Here is a 15,743-nt window from a genome sequence, read left to right on the forward strand (position 1 = left end):
TGACCGAGGCTCACCGAGCCACGCGACGACCCGGGAATCACACGACGAGGAGGTCGACCATGAGTTCATCGTACGAATTGCAGTCGGTAGAACTACACAAGGACGTCCTGCGATACGTGGACATGGGCGACGGCCCGCCCGTGATTCTGGTGCACGGCCTGCTCGGATCGCATCGGTCCTGGGGCCCGCAGCTCGAACGTCTGTCGCACAAATTTCGGGTCATCGCGCCCGACCTGTTCGGGCACGGAGACTCCGACAAGCCGACCGGCGACTACTCGCTGAGTTCGCACGCGGCCACCATTCGCGACCTGATGGACCACCTGAGCATCGACTCCGCACCGATGGTCGGTCACTCTCTCGGCGGCGGCATCGTCATGCAGCTGACGTATCTCTTTCCCGAGCGAGTCGATCGCCTGGCGCTGGTCAGCAGTGGCGGCCTCGGTCCGGAGGTGAGCCTGGTGCTCAAGGCAGCGACGCTGCCCGGCAGTGAGCTGGTGTTGCCACTGCTCGCATCGGACTGGTTCCGTAGGAATACCGAAAGCGCGCTGGCGCAGTTGGGCAAATGGGGTCTGCCGGTCGCGCCGGGACCCAGCATGGCCGAGACCTGGAGGTCGTTCCGGTCGGTCGCAGACCGCTCCACCCGTGGGGCGTTCCTGGCGTCGACGCGGGCCGTGGTGGGCCCGCGGGGGCAGACGGTCAGCGCCAAGCAACATTTCGAGAAGTTCGAGTCGATTCCGTCGCTGCTGGTCTGGGGCGGCAAGGACCGGATGATTCCCGCCAAGCACGCCGACAACATTCGACGCGAGGTTCCGAACAGTCGCGTCGAGATCTTTCCCGACGCCGGCCACTTTCCCCAGCTCGACGAGCCGGACTTCTTCTTCCGACTGCTCGACGAATTCCTGGACTCCAACCGGACCGAGAAGAGCGCGCCTGCGGCGATCACCCCGGCGGCTGTTCCGTCGCAGCACCCGTGAGCGTGACACCGATGTTCCCGCTCGGCAGCGTGCTGCTCCCCGGCGAACGACTACCACTGCACATCTTCGAGCCGCGCTACCAAGCCCTGGTGCACGACTGCCTGAAGCAGGACGATCCGAGCTTCGGCGTGGTACTCATCGCGCGCGGGCACGAAGCCGGCGGCGGCGACGTCCGGCACGATGTGGCCACGACCGCACACATCATCGGTCACGAGTCCATCGGCGACGGCCGCTATCTACTCGAATGCGTCGGCGGTGAACGGATCAGGATCGACGCCTGGCTGCCGGACGACCCGTACCCACTGGCCGACGTTCGAGCATGGCCGGACGAAGACACGGACGCGGTGATCGCCGACACCGAATTCGACGCCACCTGGGCGCGGATCGAGGATCTCTACGAACTGATCGGCCGACTCGAATCGGCGGAGAACGTTGCCACACCGGGTGTTCCGGACTTCCTGGGCCTGCCGATCTCGGCCGCCGAGAAGATCTGGTCGCTGGCAGCACTGATTCCGATGGGTCAGTCCGATCGACTCGACATCCTGTCCGCGCCGGACGCCAGAGCACGCATGACCGCTCTCGACGACGCCATCGAGAATGTCACCGCCGTCGTGCAATTCCGATTGCAACCCTGAGACAGAAACACGTCAGGCCCGACATCATCGATGTCGGGCCTGACGTACGTAGTAGCGGGGACAGGATTTGAACCTGCGACCTCTGGGTTATGAGCCCAGCGAGCTACCGAGCTGCTCCACCCCGCGTCGGGTGTTCACCACGCTACATGCCATCTCGGCAGTCTCCCAATCGCCAGGTCAGCCGCAGGCTCTACGGTTCCGAAGTATGACCACCGCGCTTTCTCCCGTCCTGACCTTTCCGCACGCCGGCGTCGCGCAGATCACGCTGAGCAACCCACCGGTCAATGCACTGACCCGTCCGGCGACGCGGCGACTGCGCGCCCTCCTTCTCGAGTTGATCGACGATGCTGCGGTCCGGGCGGTCGTTCTCACCGGCGACCGGGTGTTCAGTGCCGGCTCGGACATCTCCGAGATGCCCGAGATGCAGGACGGCGGTGACGTACTCGCCCGCAAGAGCATTCTCGAGAACGCCACCCTCGAGATGCTCGACGATCTACCGCTGCCCACGGTCGCGGCAATCGACGGATTCGCGTTGGGCGGCGGCCTCGAACTGGCGCTGTGCTGCGATCTCGTCGTCGCCGACGAGGGGGCTCGACTCGGACTCCCGGAAATCGACCTCGGTGTGATCCCCAGCAGCGGCGGGTCCATGCGTGCGCTGCGGCGGGTCGGTCAGGCGCGCGCCGCCGAACTGGTGTTGCTCGGCGAGCCCATCCCGGCCGAGACCGCTCTGGAGTGGGGCCTGATCAATCGGGTCGCTCCGCGCGGACAGTCTTTGTCGGTGGCTCTGGGATTGGCGCAGGCGCTGGCGCGAAAATCCCGCTCTGCTGTTCGGGCGAACAAGCGCGCCCTCGCGCTCACGTTCGGCGAGTCCCCAGGCCTGCCTGCACGACGGGCATTGCCGGTGTTCGAGGAGGCGTTCGAGTCGGCCGACGGCAAGGAAGGCGTGCGCGCCTTTCTCGCCAAGGAGTCACCCGAGTTCGGATAGGCGGCGCTTGACCAGAATCGTTGCGCCGGTGACGATCTCCCATCCGATGATGGTGTAGACCGAGATGCGCTCGAATGTTCCGCCGCCGAGGATTCCGGTGTCGGCGAGAAACAGCGCCAGCCCCACCAGTCCTGCCACTCCTGCAGTCGCACTGCCCACGGTGTACCAGCGCGGCGCACCGACGCGGCCGCCGTATCGTCCCGCGGCCAGCAGCACCAGATTGCCGCCGACGATCGCCATGCCTGCACCCACCGCATGGGGCGTCGATGCCCCGTCGACCGAGGCGTGGGCGAGCCCGACGACGATGCTGCCGACACCGTGCACAACGGAGGTGCCGGCCAGGATCCACCGCGCCCGGCCTTCGAAGAGCACGGACAGTCCCAGCCCCGCCAGGAGGAACAACGTGCCGTCGACGACGAAGCCGGTGTTCATCACCGCGTGCAGCGGCGAGATGTCGGGGATTCCGAGGTCGCTGATGTTGTTGCGGGCGTAGCTGTACGGCCGGTCCGTCCAACCGAGCGCGGCCACGGCTTCGGCGGCCAGATACGTCACCCCGCCGACGAGGAAGGCTCCGGCTGCCAGGACGGTAGTTCTCTTCACAGCTGCATGACCCATCTCGGCTCGACCCCGATGGGTCATTTCGCAGGCTCCACTCCCGGAGCCCCGATACACCCGTCGTGTACCGATTGGTACAGTACCGGCTCATGAGCGATCGCCACGACGTGGTGCCGGTACTCGCAGGGGTGTTCCGCGACCACGGATTCGACGGGTCAACCCTCGCGGTCATCAGCAAACAGACCGGCCTGGGGAAAGGTAGCCTCTACCACTACTTTCCGCGTGGAAAGCAGGAGATGGCCGAGGCCGTCCTCGACGACGTCGAGCAGTGGTTCCACCACAACGTGTTCGAGCCCTTGCGACACGGCACCGATGCCGCGTCGACCACCCACGAGATGTTCGAGCAGACCGCGCGATACTTCCGGTCCAATCGTCTGGTGTGCCTGTTCGGAGCGTTCACGCTCGGTCTCGAACGTGCGGTGTTCTCGGGCCGCGTCGCAGCGCATTTCACCCACTGGATCGACGCACTCACGCCGGTACTGCGCCGGCTGGGACACGGCGACTCGGCAGCCGAACTGGCCGAGGAGATCGTGGCCGGGATTCAGGGCGCGTTGGTGCTCTCACGCGCCTCGGACGATGCAACGCGGTTCGATCGACTGCTGGCACGCCTGGAAGCCTCGGCAGCACGGGTGCCTGCGGGGGTGCACGTATGACCCCCGAGGCCGTGACACCCGAGCCCATGACACCGAAGCCGGCACCCGAGCTGAAGACTTTCGGAATACGAGAACTGCTGCGGCTCATCGTCATCGGATCGGTGTTGGCGTACTTCCAGCTCGTCGCGATCGGCCGTTGGGTGCGCGCGCCACGGCGCGGGTGGCCACTGCACGCCTCGGAGGCCGTCGTCGACGCCTTCTTCGTACTCGGACCCACCTTCGTCAAGGTCGGTCAGTTGATGGGCTCCTCGCCCGGACTGTTTCCCAAGGTTCTCGCCGATACCTGTCTGCGCTGCCTCGACGAGGTGCCACCGTTCCCCGGTTCGCAGGCGCGCGCGGTGATCGAGGCCGATCTGGGTCGCGGAATCGACGACCTGTTCTCCTCGTTCGACGACGTACCGCTCTCGTCCGCCTCGGTCGCTCAGGTGCATCTGTGCGTGCGCCGCGACAACGGCCGTGAAGTGGTCATGAAGGTGCAGCGGCGAGGCATCTACCACCGCATGAAGATCGACCTGCGCATCGCGTACCTCATCGCCCGCGGACTCGAGAAGTTCATTCCGTTCTTCGCCACGGCCAACGCGTCGGCGATCATCGTCGACCTGCACGCCGCTACCTTCGCCGAACTCGACAGCGCCGTGGAAGCCAAGCGCCAGGACAGCTTTCGCGCGGCCATCGGTGCGTTCGACGACAACGCCCACGTCACCGCGCCCGAGGTGTTTCTCGACTACTGCGGTGGGCGCGTCATCTGCATGGAACGCATGCACGGCTCCCCACTCGACCGCTACGAGCCAGGAGAGCAGTCCGAGCTCATCGTCCGCCGCGCCGCCAAGGTCTGGATGGAAGCCCTTGTGCTGCACGGCCTCTTCCACGGCGACGTGCATGCGGGCAACGTGTGGGTCCTCGACGACGGCAGAGTGGCATTCCTCGACTTCGGAGTCATGGGCGAGGTGGACGAGCAGTGGCGCGCGCTTCTGCTCGATCTGTTTCACGCCACCGTGATCGACGGCGACTTCACCCGGCTCGCCGGTACCGTCAAGCGGCTGGGAATCGTTGCCCCGCAGATGGGTTCGGACGCCGAGGTCGGCGCGATCCTGCAGTCGGTGTTCGCTCCGATGCTCTCGGCAACTCTCGCGCACTTCAGCCTGGCGGACTTCATCCGAGCGCTGGTGAACATGGGCAAGCAGTACAAGACATCGAGCCCGGAGGAATTGATCCTGGTGGCCAAACAACTCGGCTACTTCGAGCGATACGCCATCGAACTCGCACCGAACTGGGCGCTCGGGACCGATCCGTTCGTGTTCAAGAACGTTTTCCCCGCCGAGATCGCGGCACTGGCCGAGGCGAGGGGCGTCGAGCTGCCGGAGTGAACCGGCAGCTCGACACAGCGTCAACGGGTGCTGAGTCAGTGAGTGAAGTCGAGCACCACTTTGCCTGCCGCAGTGCGGTTTTCCAGAGATGCGATGGCGGCAGCCGCATCGGCGGCCGGGAACACCGACGGCTCCGGCGCACTGAGCGATCCGTCGGCGAGGAGCGGTTCGATCTCGGCCCACTGGGTGGCGAGGTAACCCGGGCGCGTCATCCACCATGCACCCCAACCGACACCGACGACATCGACGTTGTTGAGCAGCAATCGGTTGACCTTGACCGTCGGGATCTCGCCACCGGTGAAGCCCAGCACCAGGATTCGGCCCGACGGTGCGAGCGAGCGGATACTGTCGGTGAACCGATCACCACCCACCGGATCGACGACGATGTCGACGCCACGGCCGCCGGTCAGTTCCTTGACCGCGTCCTTCCAACCGTCGACCAGCACCACGTCGGTGGCTCCGGCGGATCGCGCGATGTCGGCCTTGGCCTCCGTGCTCACGACGGCGATGACGCGAGATGCGCCGAGCACCGGAGCCATTCGCAGCGCGGAGGTTCCGATGCCCCCTGCTGCGCCGTGCACCAGAACCGTCTCGCCCGGCGCCAAACGGCCACGTTCCCGGAGCGCGAAGTGCACCGTCAGGTCGTTGAACAACAGCCCAGCGCCTGCGGAGAGGGACACCGACTCGGGCAGCGCGAACACCGTGTCCGGGGATACGACGGCGACCTCGGCCATACCGTCGCTCAGGCCCGTCAGTGCGGCTACTCGATCACCTGCGGAGAAGCCGGACTCCGGCGGTGCCGACCGAACGATGCCGGCGATCTCGCTGCCGGGTACGAACGGCAACTCGGGCTTGTACTGGTAGAGCCCGCGGGTGAGCAACGCGTCGGGAAAGGCGACGCCCGCAGCATGGACCTCGATGACCACCGACCCGTCACGCGGGGCGGGTTCGTCGATGTCCACCACACTCACCGAGTCGGGTCCGTCGAGGCTGGAGATCTGTACCGCGCGCATGAATGGTCCTCTCGGTCGGGATCGTTCCCTCACGCCACCGTACAAAACAACAGAACTCACCGTGGCTACCGGCATGCGCGAAGAGCTGGCCGAATGGGTCGTTCCGCAGGCTCCACTCCTGCTGTGCTCCAATCGACGGATGAACACCACTCCCCTCACCGTCGTGCGGCCCGAGGGTGACGCCCGCGGCGGCGTCATCGTCATTCAGGAGGCCTTCGGGGTCACCGATCACATCGTCGACGTCTGCAACCGCCTCGCGGCCGCCGGTTGGGTCGCGGTCGCACCGCATCTGTTCCACCGGCAGGAGGGCGTGACCGTGTTGTCTTACTCGGACATGGACTCGGCGATGGCGGCAATCGGGCGGCTGCACGCGGACGAGGTCGATTCCGACGTCGACGCGGCGGCGAGTACGCTCGCCGAGCTCGGATTCGAGCCCTCGTCCATCGCCATCGTCGGTTTCTGCATGGGCGGCACCGTTGCGTTCCACACCGCTGTCCGACGGCAACTCGGTGCGGCAGCGACGTTCTACGGCGGCGGAATCGCCCAGGGCCGCTTCGGTTACCCCGCGATGGCGTCGGTGGGTGACGCCCTCGCGACACCCTGGCACGGCTTCTTCGGAGACCTGGACGAGGGCATCCCCTTCCAGGAGGTGGAAACGCTGCGCGAGATCACCGCAACGTCCCCGGTCGACACCGAGATAACCCGTTACGCCCACGGCAAGCACGGGTTTCACTGCGACGATCGCCCCGCGGTGTTCGACGCCGATGCGGCGGCCGACGCCTGGGGCAAGACTCTCGAGTGGTTCGACGCCCATGTCGCACGCTGAGCCACCCCGTTCCGACGCCGAACTCGCGGAGGAGACGGAACGTATCGTCGCCTTCTGGACCGAGCTGTCGCTGCCCGGACTGTTCGACGTCCACACGCACTTCATGCCGAAGAACGTGATGGACAAGGTGTGGAATTACTTCGACAGCGCAGGGCCGCTGACGGGCAGCGTCTGGCCCATTTCGTATCGTTTCGCCGAAGACCGACGGCTGCAGGTCATTCGAGGATTCGGGGTACGGCACTTCACGTCGATGATCTACCCCCACAAGCCGTCGATGGCGGCGTGGCTCAACTCGTGGGGTGCCGACTTCGCGGCGCGCACCCCCGACTGCCTGCAGACCGCCACGTTCTACCCCGAGAACGGGGCCACCGAGTACGTCGAGCAGGCATTGACGAACGGTGCCCGAATCTTCAAGTCGCACATACAGGTCGGCAATTATGCGCCCAACGATCCCCTGCTCGACGGCGTCTGGGGCGCACTCTCGGACGCACAGGTACCCGTGGTGATCCACTGCGGATCCGGCCCGGCACCCGGCACCCACACCGGACCGGAACCGATTGCCGCACTGCTGCAACGATTCCCCCAGCTCCCGTTGATCATCGCGCACATGGGCATGCCCGAGTACGTCGACTTCCTCGACCTGGCCGATCGCTACGAGAACGTTCGACTGGACACCACGATGTCGTTCACGGACTTCTCGGAGGCGGGCGCACCGTTTCCGAGACACGAGCTGCCACGACTGCTCGATCTGCAGAATCGCATTCTGTTCGGCAGCGACTACCCGAACATTCCGTACCCGTATCTGCACGCCCTGCAGGCAGTAAGCCGACTCGACCTGGGAGACGACTGGGTTCGCGCAGTGTGCTGGGAGAACGGGGCTGCACTGTTCGGCTAGAGCAGTTCTCTAGCCGCCCCAGAACTCGGCAATACGCTCGGCGATGGCATTGCCCTGCGCACGTCCGGCCACGGCCGCGGCCGATCGGACGGCGATGTCGGTGGCGTCGGGTCCGATGGCAGCCGACGAATCGGCGTCGGGTGCAATCACTTCCACCTTCGAGCCACCCTTGACCAGCCGCTCTCGTTCGATGTCGAAGGGATCGTGCTCCAGGTCGAGTGCGCCGACTCTGAACACCAGCACCTTCTCGAAACCGACTGCCAGATCGGCGTTTTCGCTCGCGCGGATACCTCCGTCGACGTAACGATGATCGCCGATCGTCACCGGGGGCCACATTCCCGGGATGGCGCAGCTCGCGGCCACTGCGTCGACCAGTTGAACGCCCGAGCCACGATCGAGAACTCGATGCCGGCCCGTCAGCGCGTCGACGGTGACGATCCGCAGATCGCGGCTTGGCCACGAGTGCGACGGCAGCCGTCGTTCGATGATGGCCCTGCGCTCACGCTCGGTGATCGTCGAGGCCGCCAGTGCCTCGGCACCGATGCGCCTGCGAGTGTCGATGGCACTGCCGTCCGAGTTCTGAGCCGCTCGAGCCAACATGGAGACCAGTTCGTCGATGGTCGCCTCGGCATGCGGTTCGTGGTCCTGCTTCGCCTCGTCTGCCTGACGCTCGAACAGTTCGGCCAACGCGGTTCCGCTCGAGATCTGCGCTGCCACCGAGGAGCCTGCCGATGTTCCCAGCAGCATCTCGGCATCTGTGACGTCGGCTCCGGATTCTGCCAATCCCAGTAGGACACCCGTCTGCCACGCAATACCTGCGACTCCGCCGCCGCCCAATACGAGTGCTCGCCTGGTCATGGTCGTACTCCTTCTTCGAAAAGATCCGTCAGGAACTTACAGCGCCGGTGTGTACACGTGGACGCAGCCAGTCGATGAGATCGTCGAGTACGCGCTCCTTCTCCGGTTCGTTGAACACTTCGTGGAACAGCCCGTCGTACGTTTTCAGGGTCAGGTCGTCGGATCCGGCAAGTTCGGCGACGAGTTCGCTGCCCGAGACATCGGCCAATCCGTCTGCAGTCCCGTGCTGGAGCAGCACGGGAATCTTCAGCGACGGCAACCGCGCGGGGAAGGTCTCCCCGACGCCGAGCATCGCTGCGGCCAGGCCCGCAGGAACGGTGCCGTGGTAGCCCAGCGGATCGGCGACGTAGGCGTCGACGACGCTCTTGTCGCGCGAGACGAGCTTGGGGTCGAGTTTCAGTACGGGCATTGCCGGTAGGAATCGTCCGAGGACCTTGCCGACCGCCACCAGGGCTTTCGGCTGTCCCACGCTGGGAGCCACCGCGGGCCCGGACAGCATCAGACCGTCGAGGTCGCCCTGATGGTCCAGTGCGTACGACAGTGCGATGGCACCGCCCATGCTGTGGCCGAGCAGGAAGGTGCGCTGATCGGGATGCTCAGCAGCTGCGATGCCGAACAGCGTGTGGAGGTCGTCGGTGAAGTCGGACCATTTCTCCAGCGACACCCGTTTGCCCCCGGATCGCCCGTGTCCGCGGTGGTCGGGCGCGTAGACGACGAGACCGAGCGAGCCCAGCCTTTCGATGACGTGCCGGTACCGGCCTGCGTGCTCGGCCAGGCCGTGGGCCAGCACCACGATCCCGGTTGACGTGGTTTCGGGGGTCCAGACGTCGTAGACGATTCGGGTTCCGTGGACTCCGACGAACGACGACTCGACATGCTTCATTCGGTCACCGTACAAGGGCAGCGGGTCGTGCGACGGTCCATCGGACAACCTACAAATATTTGCTTGGGTAACTATCCTGGTGGGACGGGCGATGTAGTTGTGACACCCCACTACCGATTGTCCTCGTACATCGGGACACGGCACCGACCAGGAGTGAAGAATCCAGAATGCGTGATGAGTACGCCACTAGAACGTCGCCGCGGTGGCGCGACCCGAAGCGCTACCTGTGGCCGCTGGGGTTGATCATTCCCCTCAGCCCGTTCCTGGCCTGGGGTCTGGTGTCGCTCCTCGGCCCCGGCGCGTTCTGGACCCTCGGCCTGATGATCATGGGCGTCGCACTGCCACTGGTGGACAAGTTCGCCGGAGTGGACCGCAGCAATCCCCCGGACGAGGCGATCGCCGCACTGGAGAAGGATCCGTACTACCGCTGGTGCGTGTACCTGTTCCTGCCGCTGCAGTACGCGGGCCTCGTCGCCGCCTGTTATCTGTGGGCGCACGGGCCATTGGGCGTTCCCGAGCGAATCGGCCTGGCCATCACGGTGGGCATCGTCGGCGGCGTCGGCATCAATGCCGCCCACGAACTGGGGCACAAGCGCGAGCTCCGCGAGCGTTTGCTCTCCAAGGTGACGCTGGCGCAGACGCTCTACGGCCACTTCTACGTCGAGCACAACCACGGCCACCACCTCCGCGTTGCCACCCCGGACGATCCGGCATCGGCGAAGTTCGGCGAGTCGTTCTGGAAGTTTCTGCCGCGCACGATCGTCCACGGGTTGCACTCGGCCTGGGACCTCGAGTCCCGACGCCTCGCTCGGCAGGGCATGTCGAGGTGGACCCACAAGAATCACCTGTTCAATGCCGGTGCCATGAGCGTATTGCTGTTCGGCGTACTGATCGCCGTCTTCGGCACGGTGATCGTGCCGTATCTGTTGATTCAGGCCGCGATCGCCATCGTCCTGTACGAGGCGGCCAACTACCTCGAGCACTACGGATTGCTGCGACAGAAGCGCCCCAGCGGTCGATACGGAAAGCCGACCCACCGGGACAGCTGGAACAGCGATCACCTCTGGAGCAACCTGTTCCTCTATCACCTGCAACGTCACAGCGATCATCACGCGAATCCGGTGCGCCGCTACCAGGCTCTGCGCACCGTCGACGAGTCCCCGCAGCTACCGGCCGGCTACGCGGTGATGATCTTCTGCGCGCTGGTACCGCCACTGTGGCGCAAGGTGATGGATCAGCGACTGATCGACTTCTACGACGGTGACCCGGAGCTCGTCAACGTCGACCGTTCCGACCCCAAGGCAGTGCGGAAACTCGAGCGACTGTGCGTCGAGCGAGCCGAGGCACACTAGGCGGCCGTCAGACCGCTGCTGGTTCGTCGGTCTGTGCGCGCAGATAGCGGCCGAAGTGCGGCACCGTGAAGGCGATGGTGCCCCGCTCGGCCGAGTAGATCAGGCCCTTCTTGATCAGTCCGTCCCTGGCGGGAGACAGTGACGCCGGCTTGCGCTTCAGTTCGGTCGCCACGGCAGAGGTCGGCACCGAGCCGTCGTCCACCGACAGTTCGGCCATCGCACGCATGTATTCGCGCTCGGCAGGCGTCGCACGCTCGTAGCGAGAACCGAAGAATCCGACGGCCAGTTCCTCTTCCGCCGTCGGAGCGGCGACGCGCACGTCCTCGACGGTGATCGGGGTGTCGGCCGCGAGATCCCACGTCGCCTTGCCATAGGCCTGCACGAAGTACGGGTAACCGTCGGCGGCCGCATACAGCGCGTCGAGCGCGTCGGGGGTGAATTCGACGTCCTCGCGATCGGCCGGGGCGATCAGGGCCAGGTCGGCCGCGGCTCGTTCGAGTCGGCCGATCCGGTGGTAGCTGAAGAGGCGCTCGGAGTAGCTCTTGGACGCCGACAGCACCGCAGGCAGGTGCGGCAGCCCCGCCCCGACGATGATCAGCGGCGCGGTGTCCTGACTGAGCTCGTGGCAGGCGGCGCACAGTGCGGAGATGTCCGCGGGACCCAGGTCCTGCATCTCGTCGATGAAGATGGCGATGCCCACGCCCACGTCTCCGGCCAGCGCGGAGGCGTCGAGCAGCAGTTCCACGAGGTCGATCTCGATGTCGCCGGAGTCGGCACGGCCGGTCTTCGCCGGAACGTCGATGCCGGGCTGCCACCGCTCCCGCATGCCCTTGTCGGCCGTGGAGCGCAGGGCGAAGGCCTTGAGCACACCGAGGAATTCGTCGACGCGTTCGGGATCGCGATGCGAGGCCGCGATGCCGCGGACCGCCATGTGCAGCGCCGACGACAGCGGTCGACGCAGTTCCTGGTCCGGCCGAGCCTCGATCTTGCCGGTGCCCCATCCGCGGGCGATGGCCGCGGATCGGAGCTGGTTGAGCAATACCGTCTTCCCGACGCCTCGCAGCCCGGTGAGTACGACACTGCGCTCCGGTCTGCCGCGGGTGATGCGTTCGAGCACGACGTCGAAGGCGTCGAGCTGCTTCTTTCGGCCTGCGAGCTCGGGTGGGCGCTGGCCGGCGCCGGGAGCGTAGGGGTTACGCACGGGGTCCATGGGGCCAAAGTTACAACGAATCGTGCGATATATGCGGACATCTAGTTCGTGTCCTAGAGATCGGAATTCACTCGATACTTGCGCGCGGCTGCGACGAAGGGCTACTTTCTGGGGTGTGAAGCGCATTCTCGTAGTACGCCGCCGTAGCGGGGTCTGATTCGGACCGACCCCTCGCTGCGGGTCGTCGTGCTCTCTCGGTCCTCCCTTCACATTCGGAAGACCACCCTCATGAATTCACTTGCTTCCACTTTCGACACAGATCCGTTCCATGCCCGCTTCGGCTGTGCCCTGCCGCGCACGATGCGCGACGAGATCACCTGGCAACATATGTCGTGGGCACACTTCGCCGACCGCTTCTCGCCCACCACCGGACCGCTGCGACTGGGGTCATGGACTGCCGACAGTGCAACTGGCGGGAGGACTGCTTTCGACGCGACCTTCGGCGTCGGCGACACGATCATCGCTTGTGCGGCAACGACTTACGGGCCGATCGAAGCATTGACGTCGATGCTCCACGACGCCGGATTCCGCATCGAGATCCTCTCGTTCCACCAGCAGATCATCGGCGACGAGACCGCCACCTTCGTCCTGGCCGAGCACGACGGTCGCCGCGAATGGTCGATGGCCATCGAGGCCGACGCAACCCTGTCGGCCGTCCGGGCCGTCATCGCCGGAGCGAACATTCTGCATCGGTAGCCCCGACCGACGCCGCGAACTCGAAGCTGGGGACGAAAAACCGCCAGAAAGTGTCCACTACTTCGAGTTCGACGACACGTCCTGCATCGGTAGCGCTTTCTTCGCCTGTCTAGCACTTACGCAATACAGGCGAAGATCTCGCTAGGGCATCTCGATTGTCTCGGCTCGGCGCACTTCGGCCAGTGCGTACCGCAGATAGGTCTCGGCGCGGCCGCGGCGCACCGCGAGAAGGTCCGCGACCACCAGCAACGCATGCGCCGGACGCGGCCTCATGCGCGACTGCTCTTCGACGTCGGAAACACCCAGGGCCCCGGTGAGCACCTCGACGAACCCGGCGATGTCCAGATTCGGCAGCCAGTCCGCGGCGCGCACGGTTCGGCCCAGCACCTCCTGAACGTTCTCGCCGGTCAATCCATCGCTGTATACCTCTTCGAGCAACGTGCGTACCATTTCGGCATGCACTCGACCGGCCTGTGCCGAGTCCGAGCGGCCCAGAAGTTCGACGGCGTCGTCGAACGCGATCGGAGCCCGCGCCGCCACAGCGGCGAGGGCATCGTTCGTGGCATCGGCGATCCGTCGCACCTCGGCGGGCCATTCGGCAGGCCAGGTGATGGGGACGGTGCTCGGGGGAACAGCCGCTGGGGAGGGGTCGGTCATCACAGCAGTCTCTCACTCGACGCCGACACGGTTCCTTTTACCTGTAACTGGTGTTTATACTAAAGCGCGCACTGTGGCATCGGCCACACATGCGGATGTGGAGGAGGTGGGCTCGATGACCGAACGGAACACCGTCGCGTCGGATCCCGGCGAAGTGATGCTGCAGGCCAGGAACGTGAAGTTCGACTGGACCGACCTGCCGATGCACTGGGTGCCGGGCGATCCGTACACCACGCACGTACTCAATGTGCTGCACCTGATCCTTCCGGCCGGCGAGCACTGGTTCGTCGACACCTTCAAGGAAGCTCTGCCGTACATCGACGACGAGAAGCTGCGCGACGACGTCATCGGTTTCATCGGGCAGGAAGCCGTTCACGCCGAGGCGCACACCGGCGTGCTCGTGCACCTCCAGACCAAGGGCCTGGACCCGACACCGTTCACCGATCAGATGGAGTGGGCCTTCGGCAAGGTCCTCGGATCCGACTCGGTGACGAGCCTGCGCTCGAAGAACAACCTGGTCGAGCGACTGGCCCTGATCGCCGCCATCGAGCACGTGACGGCGTTTCTCGGCGACTGGGTGCTCAACGCCGACGGTCTCGATCGCGCGGGCATTCACCCCACCATGCTCGATCTGCTGCGCTGGCACGGTGCCGAAGAAGTCGAGCACCGCTCGGTCGCATACGACACGCTCCGTTACTTCGACAAGCGCGAGGTCCGTCGCCTGCGCACCTTCGTGGTGGTCGTGCCGTTGATGGCCTACATCTGGATGCGCGGGATCATCTTCCTGATGAAGAACGATCCGGAGCTGCAGTCTGCACCCAAGTCCGTGCGCAAGCCTCGGTCGGCTCTGTGGCGGAAGTCGGTCAAACGCGGCACCCTTCCCGCGCTGACGCACGTCGGCCGCAGCATGTCGCGCTACCTCAAGAAGTCGTACCACCCCAGCCAGGAAGGCTCCACCGCACAGGCAGTCCGGTACCTCGCGTCCTCGCCTGCCGCGCAGGCTGCGGCACGGTGAAGCTCAACGCACGACGCGTCCCGCGGCTGCTTCCCAAGGATGCACCGCCCGACCTGCGCGGACGAGCACGTCCCGACCGCTCGATGCAGCTGCTCGGTACGTTCCTCAACGGGTACATGCAGGCGGCTGCCGGTGCGGAGTACAACGATGCCGTGGCAGGCCACAATCCCGATTCCGCGCTGAAGTTGGTCGTCACCGAGCGCGAGATCATCGCGGAGGACAACGATGTCGCCGCTCTCACCCTCGCGTCGCCGACGGGGGAGCAGCTGCCGATCTGGCATCCGGGCTGTCACCTCGATCTGCACCTACCCTCGGGCCGCCGCCGGCAGTACTCCTTGTGCGGCAACCCATCCGACCGTAGTTCCTATCGCATCGCGGTGCGCCGAATCCCCACCGGCGCAGGCGGATCCATCGAGATGCACGGGCTGCAGCCGGGCACCGAGGTCACCGTCCGCGGGCCGCGCAACGGGTTTCCGTTCGTCGGCGAGGGCAGCGCCCTGTTCATCGCGGGCGGAATCGGTATCACCCCCATCATTGCAATGGTCCGTGCGGCACGGATTCTCGGCATGGACTGGCAGTTCGTGTACTGCGGTCGCTCCCGCGACACGATGCCCTTCCTCGAGGAAATCGAGAGTTGGGAATCGGACCGCGTGTTCGTTCGCACCGACGATGTGTACGGCTACCCGACCGAGGGCGAACTGCTCGAGCGCGCCCCGGCAGGCGGTGCCGTCTATTGCTGCGGCCCCACCCCCATGCTCGACGCCGTCCGCCGCGACTTCCGCCAGAGTCCCGCCACCGCACTGCATTTCGAGCGTTTCGGCCCGCCGCCGATCCTCGACGGCACGCCGTTCGAGGTGCAGCTGATCAGCACGGGTGCCGTGCTCGACGTCGCCGCCGACGCCTCCGTGCTGACGGCGGTCAAGCAGCAGAAGCCCAACATCGCGTACTCGTGCCAGCAGGGCTTCTGTGGCACCTGCAAGGTTCGTGTGCTCTCGGGCGAACCCGAGCACCTCGAAACACGGTTGACGCCGGAGGAGCAACGCGATCACATGCTCATCTGCGTCTCCCGCGCACGCAGCGCGCGCCTCGTACTCGATCTATAGAACGGA

At 65.6% G+C, this 15,743-nt stretch carries 17 protein-coding genes and 1 tRNA gene; 11 read left to right on the forward strand and 7 right to left on the reverse strand.

Features of this window, described 5'->3' with window-relative positions; translation table 11 throughout:
- Positions 1 to 59: 59 nt before the first annotated feature.
- Both ABZ677_RS09425 and ABZ677_RS09430 read left to right on the forward strand, forming a co-directional pair.
- Entirely contained in the window at positions 60 to 974 is a 915-nt protein-coding gene (locus ABZ677_RS09425) for an alpha/beta fold hydrolase (RefSeq protein WP_358368657.1), read from the forward strand.
- The gene (locus ABZ677_RS09430; protein ID WP_037194867.1) at positions 971 to 1,609 is read left to right on the forward strand and encodes an LON peptidase substrate-binding domain-containing protein; all 639 of its coding nucleotides are present in this window, start codon (positions 971 to 973) and stop codon (positions 1,607 to 1,609) included. The genes ABZ677_RS09425 and ABZ677_RS09430 overlap by 4 nt, the downstream gene beginning before the upstream one ends.
- Positions 1,610 to 1,661: 52 nt before the next feature.
- Here ABZ677_RS09430 and ABZ677_RS09435 read toward each other — a convergent pair.
- Positions 1,662 to 1,735 (reverse strand) — tRNA-Met (locus ABZ677_RS09435).
- A 79-nt stretch (positions 1,736 to 1,814) separates the two neighbouring features.
- Between ABZ677_RS09435 and ABZ677_RS09440 the strand changes: the two genes are divergently transcribed.
- Complete coding sequence (locus ABZ677_RS09440; protein WP_094635043.1) at positions 1,815 to 2,594, forward strand: enoyl-CoA hydratase-related protein; 780 nt, start codon at positions 1,815 to 1,817, stop codon at positions 2,592 to 2,594.
- Here ABZ677_RS09440 and ABZ677_RS09445 read toward each other — a convergent pair.
- Positions 2,577 to 3,233 (reverse strand): DUF998 domain-containing protein, encoded by a 657-nt coding sequence (locus ABZ677_RS09445; RefSeq protein ID WP_094635042.1) that lies wholly within the window; start codon positions 3,231 to 3,233, stop codon positions 2,577 to 2,579. The two genes, ABZ677_RS09440 and ABZ677_RS09445, sit on opposite strands and share 18 nt — an antisense overlap.
- A gap of 65 nt (positions 3,234 to 3,298) precedes the next feature.
- Between ABZ677_RS09445 and ABZ677_RS09450 the strand changes: the two genes are divergently transcribed.
- Together ABZ677_RS09450 and ABZ677_RS09455 are read left to right on the forward strand one after the other, a co-directional pair.
- The gene (locus ABZ677_RS09450; protein WP_170945814.1) at positions 3,299 to 3,862 is read left to right on the forward strand and encodes a TetR/AcrR family transcriptional regulator; all 564 of its coding nucleotides are present in this window, start codon (positions 3,299 to 3,301) and stop codon (positions 3,860 to 3,862) included.
- The gene (locus tag ABZ677_RS09455) at positions 3,859 to 5,229 is read left to right on the forward strand and encodes an AarF/UbiB family protein (RefSeq protein WP_255137794.1); all 1,371 of its coding nucleotides are present in this window, start codon (positions 3,859 to 3,861) and stop codon (positions 5,227 to 5,229) included. The genes ABZ677_RS09450 and ABZ677_RS09455 overlap by 4 nt, the downstream gene beginning before the upstream one ends.
- A gap of 35 nt (positions 5,230 to 5,264) precedes the next feature.
- Here the strand turns inward: ABZ677_RS09455 and ABZ677_RS09460 are convergent, their stop codons facing one another.
- Positions 5,265 to 6,242 carry an NADPH:quinone oxidoreductase family protein gene (locus ABZ677_RS09460; RefSeq protein WP_358368662.1) on the reverse strand — a complete coding sequence of 326 codons (978 nt, stop codon included), beginning with the start codon at positions 6,240 to 6,242 and terminating at the stop codon, positions 5,265 to 5,267.
- Positions 6,243 to 6,303: 61 nt separating this feature from the next.
- Here ABZ677_RS09460 and ABZ677_RS09465 point away from each other — a divergent pair, with 61 nt between their 5' ends.
- Both ABZ677_RS09465 and ABZ677_RS09470 read left to right on the forward strand, forming a co-directional pair.
- Positions 6,304 to 7,068 carry a dienelactone hydrolase family protein gene (locus ABZ677_RS09465; protein ID WP_358368665.1) on the forward strand — a complete coding sequence of 255 codons (765 nt, stop codon included), beginning with the start codon at positions 6,304 to 6,306 and terminating at the stop codon, positions 7,066 to 7,068.
- The gene (locus tag ABZ677_RS09470) at positions 7,055 to 7,963 is read left to right on the forward strand and encodes an amidohydrolase family protein (RefSeq protein ID WP_358368668.1); all 909 of its coding nucleotides are present in this window, start codon (positions 7,055 to 7,057) and stop codon (positions 7,961 to 7,963) included. The genes ABZ677_RS09465 and ABZ677_RS09470 overlap by 14 nt, the downstream gene beginning before the upstream one ends.
- 9 nt (positions 7,964 to 7,972) lie before the next feature.
- Here ABZ677_RS09470 and ABZ677_RS09475 read toward each other — a convergent pair whose 3' ends face one another.
- Both ABZ677_RS09475 and ABZ677_RS09480 read right to left on the reverse strand, forming a co-directional pair.
- The gene (locus ABZ677_RS09475; RefSeq protein WP_358368671.1) at positions 7,973 to 8,821 is read right to left on the reverse strand and encodes a patatin-like phospholipase family protein; all 849 of its coding nucleotides are present in this window, start codon (positions 8,819 to 8,821) and stop codon (positions 7,973 to 7,975) included.
- Positions 8,822 to 8,849: 28 nt separating this feature from the next.
- Entirely contained in the window at positions 8,850 to 9,704 is an 855-nt protein-coding gene (locus ABZ677_RS09480) for an alpha/beta hydrolase (RefSeq protein ID WP_094635037.1), read from the reverse strand.
- Positions 9,705 to 9,871: 167 nt separating this feature from the next.
- Between ABZ677_RS09480 and ABZ677_RS09485 the strand changes: the two genes are divergently transcribed.
- A complete protein-coding gene (locus ABZ677_RS09485; RefSeq protein WP_358368675.1) occupies positions 9,872 to 11,056 on the forward strand; it encodes an alkane 1-monooxygenase in 1,185 nt (394 codons plus the stop codon).
- 7 nt (positions 11,057 to 11,063) lie between these two features.
- Here the strand turns inward: ABZ677_RS09485 and ABZ677_RS09490 are convergent, their stop codons facing one another.
- Positions 11,064 to 12,266 carry an ATP-binding protein gene (locus ABZ677_RS09490; protein WP_032378585.1) on the reverse strand — a complete coding sequence of 401 codons (1,203 nt, stop codon included), beginning with the start codon at positions 12,264 to 12,266 and terminating at the stop codon, positions 11,064 to 11,066.
- 228 nt (positions 12,267 to 12,494) lie between these two features.
- Here ABZ677_RS09490 and ABZ677_RS09495 point away from each other — a divergent pair, with 228 nt between their 5' ends.
- Positions 12,495 to 12,962 (forward strand): alpha-isopropylmalate synthase regulatory domain-containing protein, encoded by a 468-nt coding sequence (locus ABZ677_RS09495; RefSeq protein WP_358368678.1) that lies wholly within the window; start codon positions 12,495 to 12,497, stop codon positions 12,960 to 12,962.
- A gap of 141 nt (positions 12,963 to 13,103) precedes the next feature.
- Here ABZ677_RS09495 and ABZ677_RS09500 read toward each other — a convergent pair whose 3' ends face one another.
- Positions 13,104 to 13,619 carry a hypothetical protein gene (locus ABZ677_RS09500; RefSeq protein WP_052048032.1) on the reverse strand — a complete coding sequence of 172 codons (516 nt, stop codon included), beginning with the start codon at positions 13,617 to 13,619 and terminating at the stop codon, positions 13,104 to 13,106.
- Between the two features lie 115 nt (positions 13,620 to 13,734).
- Between ABZ677_RS09500 and ABZ677_RS09505 the strand changes: the two genes are divergently transcribed.
- On the forward strand, positions 13,735 to 14,634 hold the full coding sequence (locus ABZ677_RS09505; protein ID WP_037195510.1) for a metal-dependent hydrolase: 900 nt from the start codon (positions 13,735 to 13,737) through the stop codon (positions 14,632 to 14,634).
- Positions 14,635 to 14,717: 83 nt separating this feature from the next.
- Entirely contained in the window at positions 14,718 to 15,737 is a 1,020-nt protein-coding gene (locus ABZ677_RS09510) for a PDR/VanB family oxidoreductase (RefSeq protein ID WP_358369169.1), read from the forward strand.
- Positions 15,738 to 15,743: the final 6 nt, after the last annotated feature.

It is taken from the genome of Rhodococcus sp. NPDC006774 (genome assembly GCF_040636045.1).
GTDB lineage: Bacteria > Actinomycetota > Actinomycetes > Mycobacteriales > Mycobacteriaceae > Rhodococcoides.

Excerpts from the sequence above, each read along its gene's own strand:
- ABZ677_RS09470 (WP_358368668.1), top strand. The coding sequence starts at position 7,055 with ATGTCGCACGCTGAGCCACCCCGTTCCGACGCCGAACTCGCGGAGGAG.
- ABZ677_RS09495 (WP_358368678.1), top strand. The coding sequence starts at position 12,495 with ATGAATTCACTTGCTTCCACTTTCGACACAGATCCGTTCCATGCCCGC.
- ABZ677_RS09450 (WP_170945814.1), top strand. The coding sequence starts at position 3,299 with ATGAGCGATCGCCACGACGTGGTGCCGGTACTCGCAGGGGTGTTCCGC.
- ABZ677_RS09455 (WP_255137794.1), top strand. The coding sequence starts at position 3,859 with ATGACCCCCGAGGCCGTGACACCCGAGCCCATGACACCGAAGCCGGCA.
- ABZ677_RS09475 (WP_358368671.1), bottom strand. The coding sequence starts at position 8,821 with ATGACCAGGCGAGCACTCGTATTGGGCGGCGGCGGAGTCGCAGGTATT.
- ABZ677_RS09425 (WP_358368657.1), top strand. The coding sequence starts at position 60 with ATGAGTTCATCGTACGAATTGCAGTCGGTAGAACTACACAAGGACGTC.
- ABZ677_RS09510 (WP_358369169.1), top strand. The coding sequence starts at position 14,718 with ATGCAGCTGCTCGGTACGTTCCTCAACGGGTACATGCAGGCGGCTGCC.
- ABZ677_RS09505 (WP_037195510.1), top strand. The coding sequence starts at position 13,735 with ATGACCGAACGGAACACCGTCGCGTCGGATCCCGGCGAAGTGATGCTG.
- ABZ677_RS09440 (WP_094635043.1), top strand. The coding sequence starts at position 1,815 with ATGACCACCGCGCTTTCTCCCGTCCTGACCTTTCCGCACGCCGGCGTC.
- ABZ677_RS09500 (WP_052048032.1), bottom strand. The coding sequence starts at position 13,619 with ATGACCGACCCCTCCCCAGCGGCTGTTCCCCCGAGCACCGTCCCCATC.
- ABZ677_RS09460 (WP_358368662.1), bottom strand. The coding sequence starts at position 6,242 with ATGCGCGCGGTACAGATCTCCAGCCTCGACGGACCCGACTCGGTGAGT.
- ABZ677_RS09490 (WP_032378585.1), bottom strand. The coding sequence starts at position 12,266 with ATGGACCCCGTGCGTAACCCCTACGCTCCCGGCGCCGGCCAGCGCCCA.
- ABZ677_RS09480 (WP_094635037.1), bottom strand. The coding sequence starts at position 9,704 with ATGAAGCATGTCGAGTCGTCGTTCGTCGGAGTCCACGGAACCCGAATC.
- ABZ677_RS09445 (WP_094635042.1), bottom strand. The coding sequence starts at position 3,233 with ATGACCCATCGGGGTCGAGCCGAGATGGGTCATGCAGCTGTGAAGAGA.
- ABZ677_RS09485 (WP_358368675.1), top strand. The coding sequence starts at position 9,872 with ATGCGTGATGAGTACGCCACTAGAACGTCGCCGCGGTGGCGCGACCCG.